This is a genomic window from Cellulomonas telluris, from assembly GCF_004886325.1.
GTDB lineage: Bacteria > Actinomycetota > Actinomycetes > Actinomycetales > Cellulomonadaceae > Cellulomonas > Cellulomonas telluris.
On the sequence record NZ_QXFN01000003.1, the window covers coordinates 528,920 to 554,742 of the forward strand.

Annotated in this window: 19 protein-coding genes; 12 read left to right on the top strand and 7 right to left on the bottom strand. The window is 74.0% G+C overall.

Annotated features, from left to right (window positions below):
- Window positions 1–72: 72 nt before the first annotated feature.
- Together FB586_RS11280 and FB586_RS11285 are read right to left on the bottom strand one after the other, a co-directional pair.
- Window positions 73–816: a response regulator gene (locus tag FB586_RS11280; RefSeq protein WP_246036705.1), complete on the bottom strand. Its 744-nt coding sequence runs from the start codon at window positions 814–816 to the stop codon at window positions 73–75.
- Window positions 813–2,159 (bottom strand): sensor histidine kinase, encoded by a 1,347-nt coding sequence (locus FB586_RS11285; RefSeq protein WP_136519393.1) that lies wholly within the window; start codon window positions 2,157–2,159, stop codon window positions 813–815. Before FB586_RS11285 ends, FB586_RS11280 begins: the two co-directional genes overlap by 4 nt.
- Window positions 2,160–2,340: 181 nt before the next feature.
- On the opposite strand from FB586_RS11285, the gene FB586_RS11290 reads away from it, so the two are divergent.
- From FB586_RS11290 to FB586_RS11315, 6 genes are all read left to right on the top strand, one after another.
- Window positions 2,341–3,069, top strand: a complete 729-nt coding sequence (locus FB586_RS11290) for a response regulator transcription factor (RefSeq protein WP_136519394.1) — start codon at window positions 2,341–2,343, stop codon at window positions 3,067–3,069.
- A 3-nt stretch (window positions 3,070–3,072) separates the two neighbouring features.
- Window positions 3,073–4,392, top strand: coding sequence for a sensor histidine kinase (locus tag FB586_RS11295; RefSeq protein ID WP_136519395.1), 1,320 nt, complete (start codon window positions 3,073–3,075; stop codon window positions 4,390–4,392).
- A gap of 60 nt (window positions 4,393–4,452) precedes the next feature.
- Entirely contained in the window at window positions 4,453–5,649 is a 1,197-nt protein-coding gene (gene manA / locus FB586_RS11300) for a mannose-6-phosphate isomerase, class I (RefSeq protein WP_136519396.1), read from the top strand.
- An 18-nt stretch (window positions 5,650–5,667) separates the two neighbouring features.
- Window positions 5,668–6,852 (top strand): 5-(carboxyamino)imidazole ribonucleotide synthase, encoded by a 1,185-nt coding sequence (locus tag FB586_RS11305; protein ID WP_136519397.1) that lies wholly within the window; start codon window positions 5,668–5,670, stop codon window positions 6,850–6,852.
- Window positions 6,849–7,385: a 5-(carboxyamino)imidazole ribonucleotide mutase gene (purE, locus tag FB586_RS11310; RefSeq protein WP_136519398.1), complete on the top strand. Its 537-nt coding sequence runs from the start codon at window positions 6,849–6,851 to the stop codon at window positions 7,383–7,385. The genes FB586_RS11305 and purE overlap by 4 nt, the downstream gene beginning before the upstream one ends.
- Before the next feature lie 106 nt (window positions 7,386–7,491).
- Entirely contained in the window at window positions 7,492–8,712 is a 1,221-nt protein-coding gene (locus tag FB586_RS11315) for an acyltransferase family protein (RefSeq protein ID WP_136519399.1), read from the top strand.
- On the opposite strand, the gene FB586_RS11320 is transcribed toward FB586_RS11315, so the two are convergent.
- The 3 genes from FB586_RS11320 to rfbB form a co-directional block, all read right to left on the bottom strand.
- Window positions 8,685–9,617 carry an LCP family protein gene (locus tag FB586_RS11320; RefSeq protein ID WP_136519400.1) on the bottom strand — a complete coding sequence of 311 codons (933 nt, stop codon included), beginning with the start codon at window positions 9,615–9,617 and terminating at the stop codon, window positions 8,685–8,687. The genes FB586_RS11315 and FB586_RS11320 overlap by 28 nt on opposite strands.
- Before the next feature lie 630 nt (window positions 9,618–10,247).
- Window positions 10,248–11,489, bottom strand: a complete 1,242-nt coding sequence (locus tag FB586_RS11325; protein ID WP_246036706.1) for an LCP family protein — start codon at window positions 11,487–11,489, stop codon at window positions 10,248–10,250.
- 101 nt (window positions 11,490–11,590) lie between these two features.
- Window positions 11,591–12,586 (bottom strand): dTDP-glucose 4,6-dehydratase, encoded by a 996-nt coding sequence (rfbB, locus tag FB586_RS11330; protein ID WP_136519401.1) that lies wholly within the window; start codon window positions 12,584–12,586, stop codon window positions 11,591–11,593.
- 139 nt (window positions 12,587–12,725) lie between these two features.
- Between rfbB and FB586_RS11335 the strand changes: the two genes are divergently transcribed.
- From FB586_RS11335 to FB586_RS11345, 3 genes are read left to right on the top strand one after another with little or no spacing between them, the layout of a single operon-like run.
- On the top strand, window positions 12,726–13,799 hold the full coding sequence (locus FB586_RS11335) for a class I SAM-dependent methyltransferase (RefSeq protein ID WP_168800530.1): 1,074 nt from the start codon (window positions 12,726–12,728) through the stop codon (window positions 13,797–13,799).
- On the top strand, window positions 13,799–15,343 hold the full coding sequence (locus FB586_RS11340; RefSeq protein ID WP_136519403.1) for a glycosyltransferase: 1,545 nt from the start codon (window positions 13,799–13,801) through the stop codon (window positions 15,341–15,343). The genes FB586_RS11335 and FB586_RS11340 overlap by 1 nt, the downstream gene beginning before the upstream one ends.
- Complete coding sequence (locus FB586_RS11345) at window positions 15,340–18,162, top strand: glycosyltransferase family protein (protein ID WP_168800531.1); 2,823 nt, start codon at window positions 15,340–15,342, stop codon at window positions 18,160–18,162. The genes FB586_RS11340 and FB586_RS11345 overlap by 4 nt, the downstream gene beginning before the upstream one ends.
- Here FB586_RS11345 and FB586_RS11350 read toward each other — a convergent pair.
- Entirely contained in the window at window positions 18,132–19,328 is a 1,197-nt protein-coding gene (locus FB586_RS11350; protein ID WP_136519405.1) for an ABC transporter ATP-binding protein, read from the bottom strand. The two genes, FB586_RS11345 and FB586_RS11350, sit on opposite strands and share 31 nt — an antisense overlap.
- Window positions 19,328–20,248, bottom strand: a complete 921-nt coding sequence (locus tag FB586_RS11355) for an ABC transporter permease (RefSeq protein WP_136519406.1) — start codon at window positions 20,246–20,248, stop codon at window positions 19,328–19,330. The genes FB586_RS11350 and FB586_RS11355 overlap by 1 nt, the downstream gene beginning before the upstream one ends.
- Before the next feature lie 194 nt (window positions 20,249–20,442).
- On the opposite strand from FB586_RS11355, the gene FB586_RS11360 reads away from it, so the two are divergent.
- The 3 genes from FB586_RS11360 to FB586_RS11370 are packed head-to-tail and all read left to right on the top strand — an operon-like array spanning window position 20,443 to window position 25,767.
- Window positions 20,443–22,947 (top strand): glycosyltransferase, encoded by a 2,505-nt coding sequence (locus FB586_RS11360; protein WP_136519407.1) that lies wholly within the window; start codon window positions 20,443–20,445, stop codon window positions 22,945–22,947.
- A 4-nt stretch (window positions 22,948–22,951) separates the two neighbouring features.
- Window positions 22,952–23,896 (top strand): glycosyltransferase family 2 protein, encoded by a 945-nt coding sequence (locus tag FB586_RS11365; protein WP_136519408.1) that lies wholly within the window; start codon window positions 22,952–22,954, stop codon window positions 23,894–23,896.
- A complete protein-coding gene (locus tag FB586_RS11370; RefSeq protein WP_136519409.1) occupies window positions 23,893–25,767 on the top strand; it encodes a hypothetical protein in 1,875 nt (624 codons plus the stop codon). The genes FB586_RS11365 and FB586_RS11370 overlap by 4 nt, the downstream gene beginning before the upstream one ends.
- The last annotated feature ends 56 nt before the right edge of the window (window positions 25,768–25,823 follow it).

The window sequence follows — 25,823 nt, forward strand, 5'->3', positions numbered from 1 at the left end:
GGCGAGCCCGTCACCGGGGGGACGGCGGGTGCCCGGACCCCGCCCCCCACGGGGACGCCGCCCCCGCGGTCGTCAGCTGCCCGGGCGGACGAGCCCGGTCTCGTAGGCGACGACGACGGCCTGCACCCGGTCGCGCGCGCCGAGCTTGGCGAGGATGCGTCCGACGTGCGTCTTCACCGTCGCCTCCGCGACGAACAGGTCCTGCCCGATCTCGGTGTTGGAGCGGCCGCGTGCCATGAGCACCAGCACCTCGCGCTCGCGGTCCGTCAGCTGGGCGACCGCACGGTGCGCGGGGTCGTCGGCGGCCGCCGGCTCGTCGGCGGGCAGCGCGGTCACGAGGTGCTCGAGCAGCCGCCGCGTGCTGGACGGGGCGATGACGGCGTCGCCGCGGTGCACCGTGCGGATCGCCGCGAGCATCTCCTCGGGCGGGGCGTCCTTGAGCAGGAAGCCGCTCGCACCGGCGCGGATGGCGCTCAGCACGTACTCGTCGAGGTCGAACGTCGTCAGCACGATCACGCGCGGCGCCGGCCGGTCCGGTGTGCCCCGCGCGACGATCTGCTCGGTCGCCTCCAGGCCGTCCATCGTCGGCATCCGGACGTCCATGAGCACGACGTCCACCGGCCCGGTCGCCGTCCGGGCCGTCGGGTCGAGGGCACGGACCGCCTGCGCGCCGTCGCCCGCCTCGAGGACGACCTCGAGGTCGGGCTGGGAGTCGATGACCATGCGGAAGCCGGCGCGGACGAGCTGCTGGTCGTCGACGAGCGCGACGCGCACGCGGTCGTCGAGGTGCGGGTGGCCGGTGTCCGAGGTGGTCACGCGAGGGGTCCTTCCGGGCTGGTGGGCGAGGGCGGCGTGGGCGGGGGCGCGGCGAGCGCCGACGGTGCGGGTGACGCAGAGGCGGACGGACGGGCGGACGACGGCGTCGGGAGCTCGGCCCGCACCCGGAAGCCGCCGCCGGGCCGCGGTCCGGCCGTCACGGTGCCGCCGAACATCGCCGCGCGCTCGCGCATGCCCACCAGACCCTGCCCCAGGCCGTCGCTGTCCGCGGCCGCGCCGCGCCCGTCGTCGCTCACCTCGAGCCGGACCGCGTCGGGCAGCCACTGGAGCATGACCGTCACGGACGGGTCGGGACCGGCGTGCTTGAGCACGTTCGTCAGCGACTCCTGGGCGATCCGGTACACCGTGAGGCCGGCGCCGGGAGGCAGGTGCCGCGGCGCCCCCAGGCGCACGAGCGAGACGCGCATGCCGCTCGTGCGCATGTGCGCGACCAGCGTCTCCAGGTCCTCGACCGCCGGCTGGGGAGCCGTCGCCGCGGCGCCCGCACCGGCCGCGGCGGCGGGACCCGCGTCCGCGGGTCCGGCCGCCGACCCGCCCGGGCGGTCGGCGTCGGTGCGCAGCACGCCGAGCAGCCGGCGCATGTCGGTGAGCGCGGCGCGGCCGGTCTCGGCGATCGTGCCCAGGGCGCGGGTGGCGGCGGCGGGGTCGGCCGCGGCGGCGTACCGGCCGCCGTCCGCCTGGGCGATCATCACGGTGAGGCTGTGCGCGACGATGTCGTGCATCTCCCGGGCGATCCGGGCCCGTTCGGCGGCGGCGCCGATGACCGCCTGCTGGTCGCGCTCGACCTCGAGCCGCTCGGCGCGGTCGACGAGGGCCTCGAGGTGCTCGCGACGGCTGCGCCGCACGAGCGCGAACGCGAAGACCGCGAGGAACATCGAGCCGACCAGCACCCCGACGATGATCGCGGCCGGCCAGTAGAACGCCCCGTCGGTCGTGAGCAGCACCGCGAGCAGCAGCGTGCCCACCGCGGCTCCCGCCATCCCGACCCGGTAGGCCCACCGGGGGCCGTGCACCGTGAGGGAGTAGAGGGCGACGAGCACGACGAGGTCCGCCGGGAACAGCAGGGGGATCCCGAGGAGCATGTGCGCGAGCGCGGCCGCGTAGACCGCGGCGGCGCTCGCCACCGGCCGCACGCGGCGCCACGCGAGCGGGCCGATCACCGCGAGGGCGGCGAGCCGGGTCGCGTTGCTCATCGGCTCCCCGGGCGCCGACATGTCGATCGCGATCGTCCCCATCACGAGCCACAGCAGCGCGGCACCGACGGAGTCGACGGCGAACCGGTGGTCGTCCTCCCACCGCAGCATCCGGTCCCACCACGTCACCGGGCGAGCGTAGGCGCCGCCGCCCGGCAGGGGCGTGCGCCCGAGGACGGAGGGCGCGCCGCACGCCGTCCGCCCGGGGGCGCACGCGGGGCGGCCGGCACGCGGCGTGGCGGTCCCGGCACGCCGCCGGGTGGGACCTGGGTCTGGCGGACGTGGGGAGTCCGTGACCTAGCATGGCCGGATGACCCAGGTGCTGCTGGCGGAGGACGACCCCGCGATTGCCGAGCCTTTGGCGCGGGCGTTGGGTCGTGAAGGTTACGACGTGCGCGTGCAAGGCACAGGTCAAGGCGCGATCGACGGAGCGGCGACCGCCGACCTCGTCGTCCTCGACCTCGGCCTGCCGGACATGGACGGGCTCGACGTCGCCCGCGCGATCCGCAGCCAGGGCCTCACCACGCCCGTCCTCGTGCTGACGGCACGCGCCGACGAGGTCGACCTCGTCGTCGGGCTCGACGCCGGTGCCGACGACTACGTGACGAAGCCGTTCCGCCTCGCGGAGCTGCTGGCCCGCGTGCGGGCCCTGCTGCGCCGCACGGTCGGCGACCCGCAGGACGAGGACGAGCTGCACGCGCAGGACGTGCGCGTCGACGTCGCGGCGCACCGCGCGTTCCAGGGCGAGCGCGAGCTGCACCTGACCGCCAAGGAGTTCGACCTGCTGCGGGTGCTCGTCGGCGCCGCCGGGACCGTCGTCTCGCGCGACGCGCTCATGCGCGAGGTGTGGGGCTCCGACCCCACCGGCTCGACGAAGACGCTGGACATGCACGTGTCCTGGCTGCGGCGCAAGCTCGGCGACGACGCGAACGCGCCCCGCTACGTCACGACCGTCCGGGGCATGGGCTTCCGGTTCGAGGCCGGCTCCGCGACGGCCGCCGCGGGCGCGCCGGGTGCGGAGCAGCTCGACCGGGCCTGAGCCGTGCGACGCCGCGTCCTGCAGGCGACGATCGCCGCCGTCACGGTGGCCGTCGTCCTGCTCGGCTTCCCGCTGGCCTTCCTCGGGGCCCAGCTCGTCCGGGAGAACGAGGTGCGCGGGCTGGAGGTGCGGGCCGAGTCCGTCGCGCGCACCGTCGACTTCCGGCTCGAGCAGGAGATCACCCTGAGCGACCGGATGCTCGAGCCGTACACCGGCGGTGACGGGGAGGTCGCCGCGTCGGTCACGGTGCGCACCGCGGACGGGGAGACCTACCGCGCGGGCCCCGACGTCGTGGACCGCACCGTCGCCGTGCGCGTCACGTCCGACACGGCAGCCGTCGTCGTGCTCGAGGTCTCCTGGTGGGACGTGTTCTGGCTGTCCGCGCGGGTGATCGGGCTGGTCGTCGTCGCCGCCGTCGTCGCGTTCGGCGCCGGCATCGCCATGGCCATCTGGCAGGCCAACCGCCTGGCCGCCCCGCTCGTGTACCTCGCGGCGTCCGCCGAGCAGCTGGGGTCGGGGCAGGTGCGTCCCCAGCTGGAGCCCTCCGGCGTCGAGGAGATCGACCTCGTCGCTGCCGAGCTCGCCCGCAGCGCCGACCGCATGGCGGGCCGCCTCGCGGCCGAGCGACAGTTCGCCTCGGACGCCTCGCACCAGCTGCGCACGCCGCTGACGGCGCTGTCCATGCGGCTCGAGGAGATCATGCTCACCGCCGGGGAGCCGGAGGTCCGCGAGGAGGCCCGCATCTCCCTGGAGCAGGTCGAGCGTCTCGTCCGCGTCGTCGACGACCTGCTGACGCGGTCGCGCCGCGCCCAGGGCGGCACGACCGAGGCCGTCCGCCTCGTCGAGGTCGTCCGCCAGCAGGAGGAGGAGTGGGCGCCGACGTTCGCCGCCGCGGGGCGCCGCCTCGTGGTGGACGTGGACCCCGCGACGCAGGTGCTCGCGACGCCGGGTGCGCTGGCCCAGGTCCTCGCGACCCTGATCGAGAACTCCCTCAAGCACGGCGCCGGCACCACGACGGTGCGCTCGCGCGCCGGCGGTCCCGCGCGGACCGTCGTCGTCGAGGTCGGGGACGAGGGTGCGGGTGTGCCCGACGACCTCGCCCCGCGGATCTTCGAGCGCGAGGTGACCTCCGGCGCCGGCACCGGGCTCGGCCTCGCGCTCGCGCGGGACCTCGCGAACGCCGACGGCGGCCGCCTCGAGCTCGCCCAGCGCCGCCCCGCCGTCTTCGCGGTGTTCCTCTCGGGCGTGCCGGCCTCGCTGCGGCCGGAGGTGGTGCTGCCGCGTGGCGCGATGGTGTCGGTCCGCCGGGACCGGCGGCGCTGACCCCGGCGACCGTGCCCGGCCCCTAGGGTGGTGCCTCCACGACGACGGCAGGAGGGTGGCGTGCGGGCGATCGACCCGGTGCTGCAGCACTACGCGTGGGGTTCGACCACGGCGATCCCCGAGGCGCTCGCGGCCGTACCCGACGGCCGGCCGGTCGCGGAGGCGTGGTACGGCGCCCACTCGTCCGCCCCGTCGCCCGTCGTGACGGACGGTGAGCCCGCCACGCTCGACCGCTTCATCGCGGACGACCCGCGCAGGGCCCTCGGCGACGACGTGGCGGCGCGGTTCGGCGGGCGCCTGCCGTACCTGCTGAAGCTCATCGCGGCAGCCGCCCCGCTGTCGCTGCAGGTGCATCCCACCCGCGAGCAGGCAGCGGCGGGCTTCGACGGCGAGGAGGCGCGCGGGATCCCCCTGGAGGACCCGCGGCGCAGCTACAAGGACCGCAACCACAAGCCGGAGATCGTCTACGCCCTGAGCCAGTTCGAGGCGCTCGTCGGCTTCCGTGCGCCACGCCGCACGGCGGAGATCCTGGCTCACGTGGACCACCCGGTCGCCAAGCGCCTCCTCGACCTCGTGACGGCCGACGCCACCTCCGAGGGGGTGCGCGCCGCCTTCACCGACCTCGTCGGCCCCGGCACCCGTCCCGCCCCCGAGGAGGTCGACGAGCTGGCGCAGATCTTCGCTGCGCGGCTGAGCGAGGGATCGCCGTCGCCCCGCACCGACCGTGCGGTCGCCACCTTGGCGGCCGCCTACCCGGGGGACCCGGGAGCGATCACGGCCGTGCTCCTCAACCCGGTGACCCTGCGTCCCGGTGAGGCTTGCTTCGTCCCCGCCGGCTCCGTCCACGCGTACCTGCGGGGCTCGGCCATCGAGGTCATGGCGAACTCGGACAACGTCCTGCGCGCCGGGCTGACGTCCAAGCACGTCGACATCCCGGAGCTCCTGCGCACCGTCGACTGCGTCGCGGCGCCTCCGATCCGCATCGCTGCCGAGCGCTCCTTCGACGCGACGGAGGTGTTCTACGCGCCCGTCGACGACTTCGAGCTGTCGGTCACGCGTCTCACCGACGGTCGCCCGGCACGTCTGCCCGGTGTGGGCCCGCGGATCGTGCTCTGCCTGGAGGGGGCGTGCCGTCTCGCCGCGGGCGGTGGCGAGACGCTCGAGGTGAGCAGCGGTCGGGCGGCGTTCGTCGAGGCCGCGGACGGGCCGTTGACCGTGCAGGGGTTCGGGCAGCTGGTCCAGGCATCCGTTCCCTGACGGCTAGGCTCGTCGCCCGTGACCCCTCCCACCGTGGCCGTCGTGGGCGGCGGCCAGCTCGCCCGCATGATGGCCGGACCCGCCACCGCGCTGGGGCTGCGCCTGCGCGTCCTCGTCGAGGCGCCCGGGTCGTCGGCCGCACAGGCGGTGGCCGACGGACCCGTCGGCGCCGCCGCCGACGTCGCTGCCGTGACCGCGCTCGTCGACGGTGCCGACGTCCTGACCTTCGAGCACGAGCACGTCCCCGGGGACGTGCTCGACGCCGTCGCGGCCCGCGGCGTGCCGGTGCGGCCCGGACCCCACGCGCTGCTGCACGCGCAGGACAAGGTGGTGATGCGTGAGCGGCTGACCGCGCTGGGCGTCCCGTGCCCGCGGTGGTCACCGGTGTCCACCGGTGAGGAGCTCGCCGCCTTCCTGGCCGAGGCCGGCGGCCGGGCGGTCGTCAAGACCGCGCGCGGCGGCTACGACGGCAAGGGCGTGCGGGTCGTGCGCGACGCGAACGAGGTCGCGGACTGGCTGGACGCCGCGGCGGCCGGCACCGGCCCGCGTCTGCTGGTCGAGGAGCTCGTGCCGTTCCGCCGCGAGCTCGCCGCGCTGGTCGCCCGCGCGCCGTCCGGCGAGGTCGTCACCTGGCCCGTCGTGGAGTCCGTCCAGCGTGACGGCGTGTGCGCGGAGGTCGTCGCCCCGGCACCGGGCCTCGACCCGGCCACGGAGGCGGCGGCCGTCGAGGTGGCATGTCGCGTGGCCGAGGGGCTCGACGTCACGGGGGTGCTCGCCGTCGAGATGTTCGAGGTGGACGACCCGGACGGCGGCGCGCCGCGCGTGCTCGTCAACGAGCTCGCGATGCGTCCCCACAACTCGGGGCACTGGACGATCGACGGTGCGGTCACCAGCCAGTTCGAGCAGCACCTGCGCGCCGTGCTGGACCTGCCGCTCGGGGGCACGGAGCCGCGCGCCCCGTGGACCGTGATGGTCAACCTGCTGGGCAGCGCCCTGGACGACCCGGCGCAGGCCCTGCCCGCCGTGCTCGCGGACCCCGGGGTGAAGGTGCACCTGTACGGCAAGGACGTGCGCCCCGGGCGCAAGCTGGGGCACGTGAACGTCAGCGGCCACGACCTCGAGGACGTCCGTGCGCGTGCACGGGCCGCCGTCGCGCTCCTGCGCGGCGAGACGTCCGCCACGCACGACGGAGGTACGGCATGAGCGGCGCGCCCGTGGTCGGCATCGTGATGGGCTCGGACTCCGACTGGCCGGTCATGCAGGCGGCGGCCGACGCCCTCGCCGAGTTCGACGTCCCGGTCGAGGTGGACGTGGTCTCGGCGCACCGGCAGCCCGACAAGATGGTCGCCTACGGGCGCGCCGCCGCCGAGCGGGGCCTGCGGGTGCTCGTGGCCGGCGCCGGCGGAGCCGCGCACCTGCCGGGCATGCTGGCGGCGGTCACGCCGCTGCCGGTCATCGGCGTGCCCGTGCCGCTCGCGCACCTCGACGGCATGGACTCGCTCCTGTCGATCGTGCAGATGCCCGCGGGTGTCCCCGTGGCGACGGTCTCGGTCGGTGGGGCCCGCAACGCCGGCCTGCTCGCCGTGCGCGTGCTCGCCGCCGGCGTCGACGACGAGGCCGCGCGTCTGCGTGCGGCGATGCTGCGGTTCCAGGACGGCCTGCGCGAGCAGGCCGACGCGAAGGGCGAGCGCCTGCGCGCCCTCGCGCACCGGCCGCCCGCCGGGTTCAGCGCCTGACGGACGGGTGCCGCGCCACCACGCCTCGCCGGGGTGAGGCCGGCGTCGCGGGCGACGACCGCCCGCTCGCGCTGCGGGCGCCGCCGGACGTGCCTACCGTCGTGCGGTGACGTCCGCGCCCTCCCGGGTCCCCGCGCCGACCCCTCGCCCCCACCTCCCGCAGGAGCCGGACCGGCCGCGCGCCCCGCGCCTCGTCGCGCTCGACGCGCTCCGCCTGGTGGCGGCCCTCGCCGTGGTGGTCTACCACTTCACGGCCCGGGAGGCGTCGGTGTGGGGGCCCGAGCAGGACCGCCTCGTCGGGGCGGTCGCGCCGTGGACCTCCTACGGCTCGCTGGGCCCCGAGCTGTTCTTCGTGATCTCGGGCTTCGTCATCCTCATGTCGGCCTGGGGACGCACGACGGTCGCCGTGGTGGCCTCGCGCATCGGGCGGCTGTACCCCTCGTACTGGGTGGCCGTGCTCCTCACCGGCCTGCTCCTGCTCGTCGTGTGGCCCGAGGGCAAGCACGTCACACCGGGGCAGGTGGCGGTGAACCTCACGATGGCCCAGTCGGCGTTCGGCGTGCCGCACGTCGACGGCGTCTACTGGACGCTCTGGACGGAGCTGCGGTTCTACGTCCTCGTGGGCGTCCTCGCCCTCGTCGGGGTGACACGGCGTCGGGTGCTGGCGGTCGCGTTCCTGTGGCCGCCGGTCGCCCTGCTCGCGGCCCGGCTGGGCCTGGACGACGTCGCGACGCTGCTCGTCGCCGACTACGCGCCGCTCTTCGCCGCCGGGATGGCGCTGTACCTGCTGTACCGCGACGGGCACGCGGCGCTGCCGTGGGCCGCCGTGGTCGTGAACACCGTGCTCGCGGTCGTGCTCGTCACGCCGTCCCGGGCGGCGGTCCTCGAGCGCGTCACGGGGATCGTGCCCTCGACGGCCGGTCTGGCGGCGGGCGTGGTGCTGTGCGTGGCGCTCGTCGCGATCGTGGCGCTGACCCCGCTGCGCCGGGTCGACCGGCCGTGGGTCGCGGCCGCCGCCGCCCTGACGTACCCGCTCTACCTCGTGCACCAGTACTGGGGGCTGTGGACCATCGGACTGCTGGTCGACCGCGTGCCCACCTGGGTCGCCGTCGCGGCGGCGGTGGCGGTGGCGGTCGCGCTCGCGTGGGTCATCCACCGCCTCGTGGAGGCGCCCTACGCGCCGGCCCTGCGCCGCCGGTCCGAGCGCGCGCTCACCGCGGTGCGCGACGCCCTGCTCACCCGGGTGAACCACGGGCCGCGCGCGCTCGAGGCGGCGGCACGCCTCGGGATCACGGACCGTCAGCCGCCGGGGACGCCGCCGACCTGACCGGGCGGGAGGGTGCCGTCCCGGACCGCCGCGAAGAACGGGGGAGTGGCCGCCTCGTCGAGCAGCACGGCCGCCCCGATGTTCCCCGGGCGGTAGTTCATGTCGACGATGGGCGGCGTGCCGGTGATGCCGCCCGGCCCGTTCGCGTTGCGGAACGCCACGGCGAGCCGCGCGACGTCGAGCACCCCGGTGTCCTCGTCGAACGTGAGCGCGCTTGTGCCCGCGTCGACGAGCGCCACCTGCGCGCCGGGGCGCAGCGCGAGCGCCTTCGGGTCGACCTTGGCGACGACGGCCCCGATCAGCTGCCGTTGGCGCAGCGCCCGCCCGACGTCGCCCTGCAGGTCGGCCTTGCGCATCCGGGCGAAGGCGAGCGCCTGCGTGCCGTCCACGTCGTGGCAGCCGGGCTGCCACACCATGCCGGAGTCCTTGTCGTCGACCGCGCCGTCGTAGCAGAGATTGACGCCGCCGACGGCGTCGACGACGTGCGCGACCCCGCCCATGCCGATCTCGGCGTAGTGGTCCACGGTCAGCCCCGTGAGGCCCTCGACCGTCTGGACCAGCAGCGGCGCGCCGCCCCAGGCGAAGGCCGAGTTGAGCTTCGCACCGCCGTGACCGGGGACCTCCACGTAGGTGTCACGGGGAAGCGAGATGAGCGCGGTCGGTCCGGACCGGGGGACGTGCAGCAGCAGGATGGTGTCGGTCCGCTGGCCCTCGGTGCCGTCCTCGGCGATGCCGCCCTCCTCGCCGCGGGCGTCGGAGCCCGTGAGCAGGTACGTCGTGCCCGCGGTGTCCGCACCGCCCGAGAGCGCCGTCGTGCGCTGCAGCTTGCCGTTCGCCCAGACCAGCAGCCCGACGGGCCACGCGAGCGCGACGAGCAGGAGGACCGCCACGACGGCGAGGGCCACCCGGCGTCGCCGGCGGGGACGTCCCGGGTGGGTGGTCGCAGCGCCGGCCACCGCGGTGGGCGGGCGCCCCGCCCCGCCGCGGGGCGCGGCCGACGGGCCCCCGCGTGCGGCGGCGGCCGACGGCACGGTGCGGCGGGCGGCGGGTGGTGCGGTGCGCGGCGGCACGGACGGCGCCGGCCGGCGCGGCGGTGCGCCGGTGGACCGCGCAGTGGAGGCGGCCGCCGTGCGCTCGTCCGGGCGCGGGGCCCGGCCGGCGACCTCGACCGGTGCCGCGGCGCCGGGTCGAGGACGCGAGGAGGGGGCGAACGAGGCCGGGCTGCCCGACGGGGGAGTCGCACCGGCGGACCCGGCGTTCCCGGCTGCGCCGCCGGCACGCGCCGGGCCCGACGTGGTCCTGGGCGTCCGCCCGGCGCCGGCGCCCGCGCGGCTCCCCGAGGAAGTCGGGCGTGCGGTCGGCGTCGCGGGTCGTGCGGCTGGCGTCGCGGGTCGTGCGGCCGGCGTCGCGGGCCGTGCGCGGGGGCGGTCGGGACCCACGACGCGCGCGTCGTCGGCGTCAGGGCGCGCGCGTCCCCCCGACGGGCTGAAGCTCGGCGGCGCGTCCTCGGACCGGTCCCGTGGTGCCACGGTGCCTCAGCAGCTCGACGTGACGTCGGCCGCGGTGAACGCCTCCCGGCCGGGCGTCTTCGTCGGGGTCGGGGTGGGCGCGGGGACGGGGTCGACGACCGGCGCCTCGGCCCCCGGGTCGGCCGGCGCGGCCGCCTGGGGCGGCGTCGTCGGCGCGGGCGCCTCCGGTGCGCCGAGCATCGGCTGGTCGGCGGCGATGTTCGCCCACAGGCGGTCCGCCTCGGACGTCCACTCGACCCGGTTCTTGTCGCTGCGCGCGGGGGCCCACGGCACCGTCGTGAACGCGATGTTCTCGCGGCTGATGCTGCGCAGGCTGAACGCCAGACCCGTGAGGTCGGTGACCGAGACGCTCGTCGTGACCGACTGCGTCGCCGCGCTGAGGAAGCCCATGAGCTGGCCGGCGTCGGTCAGCAGGTTCTTCGACAGCACCTCGTTGGCGAGGTTGGCGATGAGCTGCTGCTGACGACCGGCCCGCATGATGTCGGAGCCGTCCAGCCCGGTGCCGTGGCGCGCGCGGGCGTACTGCAGCGCGGTGACGCCGTCGAGGCGGTGCCGACCCGCGGCGATGTTGAGACCGGTGTACCGGTCCTTGATCGGCTTCTCGATGCACACGTCGACACCGCCGACGGCGTTGATCATGTTCTGGAAGCCGGCGAAGTCCACGACCACGACCTCCGACACCGGGACACCGGTGTTCGCGACGACCGTGCTCATGGCGCAGGCCGCCGCGGACTCGATGTCCTGGCCGTTGTCCCAGCCGATCGCGAACGCGTCGTTGAACTGCCCGTTGCGCGCCCTCGTCGTCGTGCCGTCGGACATCCGGCACGAGGGGATCTCCACCAGCGAGTCGCGCGGGATCGACACCAGCTCGACCCGGGTCCGGTCCGCGGAGACGTGCAGCAGGATCGCCGTGTCCGACCGCATGCCGGCCACGTCGCCGCCGATGGCCGCGTTCTCGCCGTCACGCTGGTCCGACCCCAGCACGAGGACGTTGACCGGCTGGCCGGCGTTCATGTCGGCGGGGTCGGGCGCCTCGGTCGGGGACGGGCCTGCGACGACCAGGTCCCCGACGTCGACCTGGTCGACGTTGCCGGTCAGCTTCGCCGCCACGGCGACGCCGCCGGCGACGACGAACACGAGCACCGACGACAGCGTCAGGGCGACGCCGCGCAGCACGGCGTGCGACCGCAGGTCGCGGGCGTGCCGAGGCGCGCGACGGCGTCGCGGAGCAGCGTGGCGGGAGGTCACGTGTCAGATCGTAGGAGCGCTACGGCGAGCAGCGGCGGAGCCCGGGCAGGAGCGCCGTGAATGATCTGTGCAGATGCCCGGGAGCCTCGGCTCGGTGGCGGTCAGCGGCCGAGGACCGCGTACTTCGCCTCGGTCGCGTCCTTCTGGGGCCGCCACCACGACTCGTGCGCGCGGTACCAGTCGATCGTCGCCGCCAGGCCGTCGCGGAACGTGGTGTAGCGCGGCTCCCAGCCGAGCTCGGTGCGCAGCTTCGTCGCGTCGATGGCGTAGCGCAGGTCGTGGCCCGGGCGGTCGTTGACGTGGTCGTACGCGTCCGTCGGCTGCCCCATGAGCTCGAGGATCAGCTCGATGACGGTCTTGTTGTCCTTCTCGCCGTCGGCGCCGATGAGGTAGGTCTCGCCGAGGCGGCCCTTCTCGATGATCGTCCAGACCGCGCTGTTGTGGTCCTCCACGTGGATCCAGTCACGCACGTTCTCGCCGGTGCCGTACAGCTTCGGTCGCACGCCGTCGATGACGTTCGTGATCTGCCGCGGGATGAACTTCTCCACGTGCTGGTACGGGCCGTAGTTGTTCGAGCAGTTCGAGATCGTCGCGCGCACGCCGAAGCTGCGCGCCCACGCCCGCACCAGCAGGTCGGAGGACGCCTTGGTCGAGGAGTAGGGGCTCGACGGGTTGTACGGCGTCTCCGGCGTGAACTTCGCCGGGTCGTCCAGCTCGAGGTCCCCGTAGACCTCGTCGGTCGAGATGTGGTGGAAGCGCACGTCGTACCGGCGCACCGCCTCGAGGAGCTGGTACGTGCCGATCACGTTCGTGCGCACGAACGGCCACGGGTCGTGCAGCGAGTTGTCGTTGTGCGACTCCGCGGCGAAGTGCACGACGAGGTCGACGTCCTTGACCAGGCTGTCGACGACGTCCGGGTCGGCGATGTCGCCCTTGGCGAACACGACCTTGCCGTCGACGGGGTCGAGGCTGCGCTCGTCGCCCGCGTAGGTCAGCGCGTCGAGGACCGTCACGTGGACGTCGGACCGTTCGCGCACCGTCTGGTGCACGAAGTTGGAGCCGATGAAACCGGCCCCGCCGGTGACGAGCATGCGCATGGGACGAACCTCCGGGATGGGCGGGAGGCCAGTATGCCGCGTAACCCCGCGAGGCCAGAACTCGGTCTCGGGTAGTCTCGGGCGGCGTTCATCCCCCCGCTCGGACGGACCGCCGGCCCCGTCCCGGAGAGAGGCACCTGTGACGCGCTACCACATCGACGAGCTCGACCTGGACGAGGCGAACTCGAGCCACTCGCTCGTGGCCGAGCTGGTCGGCGACGGCAAGGACGTCCTCGACGTGGGGTGCGCCACGGGTTACCTCGGGCAGGCGCTCGGGTCGCTCGGCTGCCGGGTCGTCGGGATCGAGGTCGACCCGGTGAGCGCCGCCGAGGCGCGTGAGCGCCTCGCCGAGGTGCTGGAGGCGGACATCGACGGCGTGCCGCTCGACGAGGTCGTGGGTGACCGCCGGTTCGACGTCGTGGTGCTCGCGGACGTCCTCGAGCACCTCGTCCGGCCGGAGGTGCTCCTCTCCTCCGTGGCGCGGGTGCTGCGGCCGGGTGGGGTGGTCGTCGCCTCCGTCCCGAACGTCACGCACGGGTCGCTGCGTCTCGCGCTGCTGCAGGGACGGTGGGACTACCGCGACACGGGCCTGCTGGACCGGACCCACCTGCGCTTCTACTCCCGCACGTCGCTGGTCGCCCTGTTCGCCGAGTGCGGGTTCACGGTCACCGACCTGCGTGCCACCGTCCTCGACGCGCTGGGGTCCGAGGTCGAGGTGGACGCGGACGACCTCCCGCCGGGTGTCGTCCGGTGGGTGCGCGAGCAGGACGACGCGGCCTCCTACCAGTTCGTGCTGCGTGCGGTGCCTGGTGCCGCGGCGCCGCCGCCCGAGCTCGTCCCCGCCGTCGCGGTGCCCCGGCCCGACGACCGGTTCACCGCGCGCGGTGAGCTGTCGAGCCTGCAGACGCCCACCGACGACGTCACGGAGCTGCGGCGCCGGGTGCTCACGCTGCGGGACCACGCCATCGGCGCCGAGGCGTCCGTCGGCACGATGCGGGCCAGGCTCGCGGAGCGGCAGATCGAGCTCGCGGACACCCGCGCCGAGCTGGCGCTGTGCCGCGAGGAGGTCGTCCAGGTGCACGCGAGGCTGCGCGGTGTGCTCGACGAGCTCGAGGCCACGCGCGCGTCGAGCACCTGGCGCGTCGGGTCCTTCGCGACGCGGCCGCTCCACTACCTCCGGCGCGTCTCGGGCCGCCGCGGGACGTCGGCCTGATGCAGGACGAGATCACCCTCACCGTCGTCCACTGGCCCGGTGACGCCCCGCTCGCGGAGGTCGTCGGGTCCGTCCGGTCGGTCGGTGCGCAGCAGGGCGTGACGTGGGACCTGTGCGTCCCCTCGACCGCGCTCGAGGCGTGCGACGGGCTCCCGGAGGGAACGGTCCACGCGCTCGACGTCGCCGAGCCCACGAAGGCGGCGGTGTACGCCGCCGGCCTCGAGCGCGCGACAGGTGAGTGGACGGTGTTCCTCGACCAGAACGTCCGGCTCGAGCCGGGTGCGCTGAGGGCGATCGTGGACGCGATGCTGCGCCCCGGTCCCGTCGACGTCGTGTACGGGGACGAGATCCGGGAGGCGGACGGGGACCGGCGTCGGCTGCGGCGACCGGTGTGGTCCCCGGAGCGGGCGCTCGGCGAGCTCTACACGGGCCGGCTGCTCGCCGTGCGCACGGCCCTCGGCCGTGAGGTCGGCGCCTTCGGCGCGGACTCCGTCGGTGCGGAGGAGCACGACCTGCTGCTCCGGGCGGTCGCGCACGGCGCACAGCCGGCCCACGTCGCGGTGCCGCTGTGCCTCGCCCCGCCGCCGGTCGACGCGCCCGAGGCTCCCGGGACGCGCGGCGAGCGCGCCCGCACGGCGGCGCAGCGAGTCGTGCAGCAGCACCTCGACCGGCACCGGCCGGGCACCCGGGCCGTCCCCTCACGGTCGCCGGCCGCGCTCACGCTGGTGCGCCCCGAGCTCGCCGACGCGCTCGTCAGCATCGTCATCCCCACGCGGGGCGGGCGCGCGCTGGTGTGGGGCGAGGACCGCGTCCTCGTCGTCGAGACCGTGCGGTCCGTCGTGCGCCACGGCGGCCTCGCGCGTTTCGAGGTCGTCGTGGTCCACGACGACGTCACGCCCGAGCCGGTGCTCGACGAGCTGCGCGCGCTGTGCGGCGACCGGCTGGTCCTGGTGCCCTTCTCCGGCCCGTTCAACTTCAGCGCGAAGTGCAACGCCGGCTACGTGGCGTCCGCGGGTGAGATCGTCCTGATGCTGAACGACGACGTCGACGTCCGGTCGCCGGGTGCGCTCGCGCGCCTGGTCGCGCCGCTGGACCGGCCGGAGGTCGGCATGACGGGGGCGCGTCTGCTGTACAGCGACGGCACGGTGCAGCACGGGGGGCACGTCTACGCCCGCGGCGCCATGACGCACGCGTTCCTGGGCGCGTCGCCCGACGACCCCGCCATCCCCGAGCTGCACGTGGACCGGGAGACCTCCGGGCTCACCGCGGCGTGCGTGGCCCTGCGTCGGGAGGTGTTCGAGACCGTCGGCGGCTTCTCCGAGGCGCTCCCCGTGAACTTCAACGACGTGGACCTGTCGTACAAGGTCCGCTGGCTCGGGCTGAGCCTGCTGTGGGTCGCGACCGCGGACCTCTACCACTTCGAGTCGCGTACCCGGGTCCCGGTCGTGCACCCGTGGGAGGCCTCGACGGTGCACGCCCGTTGGCACGGCGAGGGCGACGACCCCTACCTCCCCGAGCACCGGTACCCCGGCCCCTCGTCATGACACGCACCGTGCCGGTGCAGAGGGTGCGCCGGCTCGCGGACGTGGTCGCGTGGGCGTCGCTCGTGCTGTTCGTCGTGCTCGCCGTCGGTCCGTCGTTGCTCGGGCGCACCGTCTTCCTCGGTGTCGACGTCCTCGACGGCTTCGACCCCTGGCGGTCGACGGATCCCGCACCCGCCACGGTCGTGAACGCGATGGTGGGCGACACGGTCGACGCCGTCGTGCCGCGCACAGTCCTCGTGGCCGAGGGCATGAGGGCGGGCGAGTACGTCCGCTGGAACCCCTACGTCGCGGGCGGTGCCCCCGTCCTCCCGCTCCCCGACAACGCGCCGTTCTCGCCGCTGAGCCTGCCGTGGTACCTCGTCCCGGCCACCTACGCACCCGGCCTGGTGAAGGTCCTCGAGGTCGCGGTCGTCGCCGTCGGCATGCACCTGCTGGTGCGCCGCTTCGGCCTGCCGTCCGCCTCGGGGGCGGTGGGCTCGCTCGTGTACGTCTCGAGCGGCTTCATGGTGGCCTGGACCAACTGGTCGCAGACGCGCGTGGCGGCCCTCGTGCCGCTCCTGTTCTGGGCGGTCGACCGCGCCGTGGTCGAGCGGCGCCCCCGCGACGTCGTCCCGCTCGCGCTCGTCGTCGCCGCCATGGTCGCCGGTGGCTTCCCCGCGGTCCTGGGCTGGGCCCTGTACGCCGCCGCCGCCTACGCGCTGGTGCGGGCGCTGGCCCTGCGCCGGGGGACGGCGCAGGTCGTCAGGTCGGGCGCCGTGGCCGCCACCGGTGTCCTGGCGGGCGCGGGTCTCCTGGCGTTCCAGCTGGTGCCGTTCGTGCGCAACACGCTGGCGGTCGTCGACACGTCCCTGCGGAGGCAGGAGGGGCAGCACCTCGACTGGACGGCCCTCGCCACCACGGTCGTCGCCGACGTGCTCGGCGGGCCGGTGGAGGCGCGCTGGGCGACGACCGACAACGGGATCGAGAACTTCTCCTACATCGGCGTCGCCGCTCTCGTCCTCGTGCTGTGCGCGCTCGTGCGGTGGCGGCCGTCCGCGACGCTCCCGGGCGTGAAGGGCACGCTCGTCGTGTCGGCCGCCGTCACCGGTGTCCTGGTGTACCTGGGCGGCCCGCTCCTGCACGCGGCGCAGCAGCTGCCCGTGTTCGACAACAGCTTCGTCGGACGCATGCGGTTCCTGCTGGCGTTCTACGTGGCCGTGCTGGCGGCGGCGGGGTACGCGCAGGTGGTCGCGTCCCTGCACCCGCTGGGCAGCGCCCCGGCGGCAGCCACCACCCCGCGGAGCGTGCGCGCCCAGCGGGTCGTGGCCGCGGTGTGCGTGGTCGGCGTGGCGGGCCTGGTCGCCGTCGTCGCCCGGGTGCTGGGCTGGGTGCCCGAACCCTCGCGGGCCCCGCTCGTGCGGGAGGCCCTGGTCGCGGCCCTGCTCGCGGTCGTCAGCGGGGGGCTCGTGCTGCTCGCCGTGCGGCGGCGCGGACCCACGGCTGCGGTGGTGGCCGGCGTCGCGGTCCCGCTGCTCGTGCTGGTGCCGGCGGTGGACGTCGCACGGAGCTGGTGGCCGAACGTACCGACGAGCGCGTTCTACCCGTCCACCCCGACCCACGAGTACCTCGCGGAGCACCTCGAGCACGACCGGTACATCACCGTCGGGCAGGCGATGATGCCCGGGTCGAACACGCTCTACCGGCTCCGGTCGGCGGACGGCCACGCGTTCCACGCCCCGCAGTGGATGGACCTGCTGCGTACCGCGGACCCGGACGTGCGGTGGGGAGTCTCGGGCACGTACACGTCGCTCACGGTCGGCGACGTGGACAGCAGCCTCGCCTCACCCGTGCTCGACCGGCTCGGGGTGCGGTACGCGGTGCTCCCGGCGGCGCTCCCGGTGCCCGGTGCGTGGGAGGCCGGTACCCCGGGCGGTACGACGGTGACGCTGGGGGCCGACGGGGGCAGCGTGCGGGGGAGCGTCGCCGGCCCGCTGCTCGGTGTCGCGCTCACGACCCCGGACGGCGTCCACGTCGGTGCCGACGGTGCCACCGTGCGGCTCGAGCTCCGCGACGACGACGGCCGTCCGGTGGCCCGGGCCGAGCGGACGCTCGAGGGGTCCAGCGCCGACCCGCAGCTCTGGATCGCCGTGGCGGCGGACGTGCCCGCCGGCGAGGAGGTCGAGGTGGTCGTGACGGCCGAGGGGCTCACGGCACCCCTCGTCCTCGCGGCCGACGACACGGGCCGAGTCGTGCTGGACGTGCGCCGGCCCGTCGGTGAGACGCTCACCGTGGTGTCCACAGGCGGTGCCACCGTCGTCGAGCGCGCCGGCAGCCTGCCCCGGATCCGCTGGGCGGCACGGGAGGTCGTGGTCGAGGACCCGCAGGACCGCCTCGAGGCGCTGGCCGGGGGCCGGGTGCCCGACGACGCCGTGCTCCTGCAGCACGCCGAGGACGCGGCCGGCGTGCGCGCGTCGACGGCCGATCTCGACGTCGTCGAGGACGGTACGGGGACCATCACCGTGGCGGTCGAGGCCTCGGACGCGGGCTGGCTGGTGATCGCCGACTCGATGCAGGCGTCGCAGGGGTGGAGTGCCCAGGTGGACGGCCGGTCGGTGCCGCTCGTGGACGCCGAGCACGCGGGTGCCGCGATGCTCGTGCCCGCCGGGCGGCACGAGGTCGCCCTGACGTTCACCACGCCGGGATCGGGCGTCGGTGCGGTCGTCTCCGCGGCCGTCGCCACGACACTGGCGGGTGGCGCACTGGTGTCGTGGGTCACGGCCCGACGCCGCCGCCGGACGGCGGGGACGACTCAGAGCACCTCGAACGAGGTCGTGGCGTAGAGCGGTGCCGGCGAGAGGTACTCACCCTCGACGGTGAACTTGGCCGCGATGGGCAGCGTGTGCAGCTCGGACCCGTCGGACGAGCGGAGCTCGGTGCGGACGACGTAGTCGCCTGCGTTCAACGGCAGCGCCCCGAGGGCGACCTCGAACTGCTGCTCGCCCGTGAGCGTCGGCACGGTGACCCCGAGGGTGCGCGTGCTGGCCCGGTAGACGGTCGTGCCCACGGGCGTCGTGAGCGAGACCTCGATCTCGGGGTCGTGGACCGGCACCGCGGCGCGGGTCGTCATGCGGATCCGCATGCCGTCGCCCTGGCGGAGCGGGACGTCGTAGGTGCCGTCCGGGCGGTGGGCGGACACGCCGATGAACTCGGCGTCCGGCCTGGTCGTGCCGTGCTCGGCCGCGCGCGCACGCGCGAGCTGCTGCTGGCGCTCCGCCTCGAAGTCCTTGCGCAGCGCCGTGAGGGCCTCGCGCGGCGTGCCGTCCGCGACGACCGCACCGGACTCGAGGACGACGGCGCGGTCGCAGAAGTCGGCGACCTGGTCGAGGCTGTGCGTCACGAGCACGATCGTGCGGCCCTCGGCCTGGAAGTTCCGGATACGCTCGAGGCACTTGCGCTGGAACGGCTCGTCCCCGACCGCGAGCACCTCGTCGACGAGGAGGATGTCGGGGTCGACGTGCACGGCCACGGCGAAGGCGAGCCGGACGTACATCCCCGACGAGTAGAACTTGACCTGCGTGTCGATGAACTGCTCGATGCCCGAGAAGTCCACGATCGCGTCGAAGTGGCGGTCGATCTCGACCCTGCTCAGACCGAGGATCGACGCGTTGAGGTACACGTTCTCCCGGCCTGTGAGGTCGGGGTGGAACCCGGCACCCAGCTCGAGCAGGGCGGCGAGGCGCCCCCGCAGCAGGACCTGTCCCTCGGTCGGCTGCAGGATGCCCCCGACCGTCTTGAGCAAAGTGCTCTTGCCCGAGCCGTTCGGACCGATGAGCCCGACGGTGGTGCCGGACGTGATGTCGAGCGACACGTCCCGCAGCGCCCAGAAGTCCTCCTTGTGGAGGTTGGAGCGGCCGAAGTTGACGATGCGCTCCTTGAGCGACTTCTCCTTGCGGATGACGAAGCGCTTGGAGACGCCCTCGACTCGGATCACGGTGGGTGCGGTCATCACAGCTCCTGCGCGAAGTTGCTCTGCAGCCTGGCGAAGGTGCGCTGGCACAGCCACAGCGCCACCACGCCGACGACGAGCGCGACCCCGAGGCGCTCGTGGAGCCCGTCGGGCACCGGCTTGCCGTCACCGGCCACCCAGAAGGTCTCGTGGAACCCGAGCACCACGAGGGTGACCGGGTTGAGGAGATACAGGCGCTCGAGCCACCCGCCGGAGAGGCCGATGCTGTCCAGGCCGGTCGTGACGAGCTGCCAGGAGTACACGATCGGTGAGGCCCAGAAGAAGATGAGCAGGCCGACGTCGACGAGGTACTGGACGTCGCGCAGGTAGACGTTCAGCGCGGACAGCAGGAGCGCGAGCGCCGTGGCGTGGACGAGGAGGACCGCGAACGCGAGCAGCGCGGTCCACCACCGGGGGCCGGTGGGGAACTGGCCCACGACGGCCGTGGCAACGACGAGGATCGCGAGCTGGACGGCGAAGTTGACGAGCGACGACCCCACGACGCTGAGCGGGAAGACCTCGCGCGGCAGGTAGACCTTCTTGACCAGTCCCGCGTTCGCGATGATGGAGGACGTGCCGGCGTTGACGATCTCGCTGAAGAGCGTCCACGCCGTCAGCCCGCAGTAGACGAAGATCGCGAAGCTCGGGATGGACCGTTCGGCCTCGAGGAACTTGCCCAGCACGACCCAGTAGATCAGGAGCATCGCCAGCGGCCGGACGAGCGTCCAGACGAAGCCGAGCGTGCTGTCCTTGTAGCGCGACTTCAGCTCGCGCCGCACGAGCGAGCCGAGCAGCTCGCGGTGGGCGGCGATGTCCCGGACGGAGCCGAGCGTGCCGCGCAGGAAGCCGGGGCGCGGACCGGCGAGACGCATCGGCTGCGCCTCGAGCGCGGCCGCCCGCGCGGTGGCGTGGTCTGTCATGAGCCCTCTCGTCCGTCCTCGTCGCTCGTCGCGCGTCACGCGTGGTCTGCGCGGCGAGCGGCCCCAACAGTACCCGCGGCAGCCCTGGCCCCGGTGTGGTCCCGTCGGGCGCCGTCCGGGGGCAGGTAGGGTGTCACGCCGTGCGACCGCCAGCCCAGGACGCGGCGCCGACCGCGCGCACCACCGGAGGAAGAGTGTCCCGTAACCCGGTCGAGACCCGTGCAGGGGTGGTCTCGGTGGTCCTCGTCAACTACCGCGGTGCCGACGACACGATCGTCTGCCTGCGGTCGTTCGCGGACGTCGAGTGGCCTGCCGACCGCCTGGAGCTCATCGTCGTCGACAACGACTCGGGTGACGACAGCGCGCGGCGCATCGCCGAGGCGGTGCCGGAGGCGGTCGTCATCGAGTCGGGGGCCAACCTCGGCTTCGCCGGCGGGTGCAACCTGGGTGTCGAGCACGCGTCCGGCGAGTGGGTCGGTTTCATCAACAACGACGCCCGCCCCGGCCCCCGGTGGATCGCCGCGGCGGTCGAGGCCATGCAGGGTGACCCGACGATCGGCGCGGTCGCCAGCAAGGTGCTCGACTGGGAGGGCAGGCTCGTCGACTACGTCGACGGTTCCCTGACCTGGTACGGCATGGGCTACAAGCGCGAGGCCGAGCGGCCCGACTCGGCCGAGTACGACGAGCCGAAGGACGTCCTGTTCGGCACCGGTGCGGCGATGTTCGTGCCGACGCAGCTCTACCGCGAGGTGGGCGGGTTCGACGAGCGCTTCTTCATGTTCTACGAGGACGTCGACCTCGGGTGGCGGCTGAACGTGCTGGGGCACCGGGTCCGCTACGTCCCGGAGTCCCTGGCCTACCACCGTCACCACGTGACGATGCGCAAGTTCGGGAACTTCCGCGAGAGCTACCTGCTTGAGCGCAACGCGCTCCTCGCGATGTACAAGAACCTCGACGACGAGTCGCTCGCGCGTGCCCTGCCCGCGGCCCTGGCGCTGTCGGTGCGGCGCTCGGTGGCCCGTTCCGGGGTGGACGCGACGATGCTGGACCTGCAGCGCTCCCCGGGCGGGGACGACGTGGAGACGGTCGAGGTGCCGAAGATGGCCCTCACCGGCCCGCTCGCCATCGACTACTTCGTCGACCAGTTCCCCGGCCTCGCGGAGTCCCGCGCGGAGCTGCAGGCCGCCCGACGGCGCCGCGACCGCGAGCTCTTCCCGCTCTTCCGCCACGCGATCGAGCCGGCCTACGGGTTCCCTGGCTACCTCGAGGCGCACGGGCACCTCGTCGAGGCCTTCGGCATCGCCCAGCACTTCGTCTCGCGGCAGCGCGTGCTCGTCGTGACGGGGGAGCCGCTGCTCGAGCGGATGGCCGGACCGGCGATCCGCGCCTGGGAGATCGCCCGCGCGCTCGCCCCGGAGCACGACGTGCGCCTGCTGTCCACCGCCGGCGTACGGGTGACGGGCGACGGGTTCGACGTCGTGCACGGCACGGGTGCGGAGCTGCGCAAGCACACGGACTGGGCGGACGTGATCGTCTTCCAGGGGTTCCTCCTCGAGGGTGCGCCGTGGCTCAAGGAGAGCTCGAAGATCCTCGTGGCCGACGTGTACGACCCCATGCACCTCGAACAGCTGGAGCAGGCGAAGGACCTCGGGCCGACGGGCCGCGCGACCGCCATCCGTGAGACGACCCGCGTCCTGAACGAGCAGCTGCGCCGTGCCGACCTCGTGGTCTGCGCGTCGGGCAAGCAGCGTGACTTCTGGCTGGGGCAGCTCGCGGGCCAGGGACGGCTGAACGCGGCCGTGTACGACGAGGACGCGAGCCTGGAGTCGCTCGTCGCGGTCGTGCCCTTCGGCGTGTCGGACGAGGCGCCGGTGCAGCGCCGGCACGCGATCAAGGGCACGGTGCCCGGGATCGGGCCCGACGACAAGGTCATCCTGTGGGGCGGCGGGGTCTACAACTGGTTCGACCCGCTGACCCTCGTGCGTGCCGTCGACCGGCTGCGTGCGCGCAGGCCGGACGTCCGGCTGTACTTCCTGGGCCTCAAGCACCCGAACCCGGGTGTCCCCGAGATGCGCGTCGCCTGGGAGCTGCGCGAGCTGTCCGACCGGCTCGGGCTCACGGGCACCCACGTCTTCTTCAACGAGGGCTGGGTCCCGTACCAGGAGCGCGCCGACTTCCTGCTCGACGCCGACCTCGGCGTCTCGACGCACTTCCACCACGTGGAGACCGCGTACAGCTTCCGCACCCGCATCCTGGACTACCTCTGGGCGGGGCTGCCCATCGTGGCGACGCGGGGGGACACCTTCGGCGAGCTCGTGCAGCAGCACGGCCTCGGGGCGTCCGTGCCGGCCGAGGACGTCGACGCGCTCGTCGAGGCGCTGGAGACCTACCTCTACGACGACACGGCCGTGGCCGCCGCGCGGGACGCCGTGCGTGCCTTCGCCGAGTCCTACCGGTGGTCCCACGTGCTGCAGCCGCTGCTCGAGTTCTGCCGCTTCCCCCGTCGCGCCGCGGACCTGCGCTACGAGCTGGGGGAGCCGACGACCGTGGCGTCGCCCTACGTCCGGCCCACGGGCCTGCGGTCGGACCTGCGCCTCGCCCGGGAGTACCTGGCTGCGGGAGGGCCGCGTGAGCTGGCCACCCGGGTACGCGGACGACTCAGGCGTGTCGTCGGTGGTGGCGCGGGTGGGGGAGCATAGTGCTGTGAAGGTCTTCGTGCAGATCCCGTGCCTGAACGAGGAGGAGACGCTCCCGGCAGTGCTCGCGTCCATCCCGAGGTCGATCGAGGGGGTGGACGAGCTCGAGATCCTCGTCATCGACGACGGCTCGAGCGACCGTACCGTCGAGGTGGCGCGGGCCCACGGGGTCCGCCACTTCGTCCGCCACTCGCGGAACATGGGGCTCGCCCGCTCCTTCCGTGACGGCGTCGACTACGCCCTCGCGCACGGTGCGGACGTCGTGGTCAACACCGACGGCGACAACCAGTACCCGCAGGACCGCATCCCCGACCTCGTGGCGCCCATCGTCGCCGGGCGGGCGGACATCGTCATCGCCGACCGGCAGACCAGCACCATCGCCCACTTCTCGCCCTTCAAGAAGGTGATGCAGCGCGTCGGCAGCGCCGTGGTCAACGGTGCGTCGGACACGGACCTGCCCGACGCCGCGAGCGGGTTCCGGGCGTACTCGCGGGCGTCGTTGTTCCGCCTCAACATCGTCACCGAGTTCAGCTACTGCATGGAGACGATCATCCAGGCGGGGCACAAGCGGCTGCGCATCGACAGCGTGCCGGTCGTGACGAACCCCAAGACCCGTGAGTCGCGGCTGTTCCGCAACATCTTCCACCACATGGCCAAGTCCGGGTCGGCCATCGTGCGCAGCTACCTCATGTTCAAGCCGCACGTCGTCTTCTCGACGATGGCAGCGGTGTTCGCGCTGCTCGCGGCGATCCCGTTCGTGCGCTTCATCGCCGTGTGGATCACCGGCGGCGACGCCAGCGGGAACGTCCAGTCGCTGATCTTCGGCGCGATCATGGCCGTCGCCGCGTTGCTGTCGGTGGCGCTCGGCGTGCTCTCCGAGCTGCAGCGGACGAACCGGATCCTGCTCGAGGACCAGCTGGAACGGCTCAAGCAGATGCAGTACCGGCGATGACGGCAGGCGCACCCCCCTTCGCCACCCGGCAGGACGACGAGCCGCAGGAGGCGGCCGTGCGACGGCGCGAGGAGCCGGACCGGCAGCCCGTCGCGCGCACCCGGCCCGCCCGGCGGCGCCCGTCGACACCCGTGCTCGTCCTGTGCCTGCTGCACCTGGTCGCGTCGGTCGGGCTGGTGTACGGCGCGTGGCTGTCCCGCTTCTCCATCAGCAACATCGACGGCATCTCGTACCTGTCGCTCGCGCGGCAGTACGCCGAGGGGTCGCTCGACACTGCGGTCAACGCCTTCTGGTCGCCCGCGCTGAGCTGGGCGATGGTCCCGTTGATCCTGGCGGGTGTCCCCGGAACCCTCGCGCTCGTCCTGGTCAACGCGGCAGCCGGCATGGTCGGCATGGCGCTCGGCACGTGGCTCGTGTGGCGCGCGACCGGCAGGCACTTCTGGGCGTCCGGCATCTTCCTCGTGAGCTCCGCGCTGTTCTTCCTGTCGTCGCTCTACCTGTTCACGCCCGACGTGCTCGTCGTGACGTGGGTGATCGCGTTCGTCGCGACGCTCCACTGGGCGACGCCGGCCGTGACCGACGGCTCCCCGCGCCGGGTGGTCCCCCGTGCGGTCGTGCTCGGGGCCGTGTGCGCGGTGGGCTACGTCGTCAAGCTGTACCTCCTGCCGGTGATGCTCGTCTCGATCCCGCTGTGGCTGGTCTGGGCGGTCGCACGGCGCGGGGGTCGTGACGGCCGCCGCGCCCGCGCCGTGCGTGCGGCGCGCGACGTCGGCCTGGTGCTGCTCGTCGTCCTCGTCACCTTCTCCGTGCTCGCCGCCCCGTGGGTCGCGGCGCTGTCCCACAAGTACGGCGGGTTCACGCTCGGCTCGTCGTTCACCGTGAACATCGAGGCGAAGTTCGACCCCATGGCCGGTGAGCCGGCGCCGCCCGAGCTGCGCATGTGGGAGCCGCCGAACGACGAGGCGGTGTCCTACGGCGAGGACCGGACGTTCCGCGGCTCCGACGAGCCGGCGTTCGTCTCCACGCAGCCGCTGGGGGCGCGACTGGAGTACTACGTGTCGCAGCGGATCGCCGCCTTCCCGCACTACCTCGACCGGGTCGCCTCCGTCGCGCCGTTCGCGGCCGTGACGGTCGCGCTCTACCTCGTGCTCCTGGCGCTCGGGCGGTTCCGGTCGGACCGGTTCCGCCTCCCGACGGTCGCGGCCGTGGTCTGGGTCGTGTACTTCGCCGGCTACGCCGCCATCACGACGGCGCTGAACGCGGGGGGGAGCCCGCGGTACTACTGGCCGTCGCTCCTGACCTGGCTCGTCTTCGTCTGCGCCCTGGTGCCGCCGTTCTGGCGGGCCTTCGGAGCCGGGGCGTCCCCGGCCCGACGGTCCCTCGTGATCGTGCTCGTCGCCGCTGTGCCGCTGTCCGTGCTCTGGCAGTTCGGGCTCGGGCGGTCGGCGCCGTTCACGCGGAGCGACGGCCCGCGGGGGGTGGTCCAGCTGCTGCGGACCGTGCCCGAGCCGGGCGCCGTCCGGACTCTCGCGACGAGTCACCTCTCCGAGATCATCGAGCCGGGCGACCGGCTCCTGGCGACGAACTTCCGGTCGACGAACGAGATCGCGTACTACCTCGGCGCCCAGGTCTACGGCCGCTCGGCTCAGCCGTACGACCCCGCCGACCCCGAGTTCCGCGCTCTCCTGCGCGAGTACGACGTGGACTACTACCTGTACTTCCAGCGCCTGACCTGGGAGCCCGAGCCCCCGGACGCGCTGGAGAAGATCGGTCCGACGGCGGGTGAGTACGTGGCGACCATGCCGTGCGACGACGTGGCGGCGGCCCCCGAGGAACCGTGCCGCGTGATCGTCGTCGAGGTCGCCCCCTGAGGTGAGCGGGCACCCGCCGCGAGCGCCCGTCCGTCGTGCGGCGGTCCCGCGGTCCG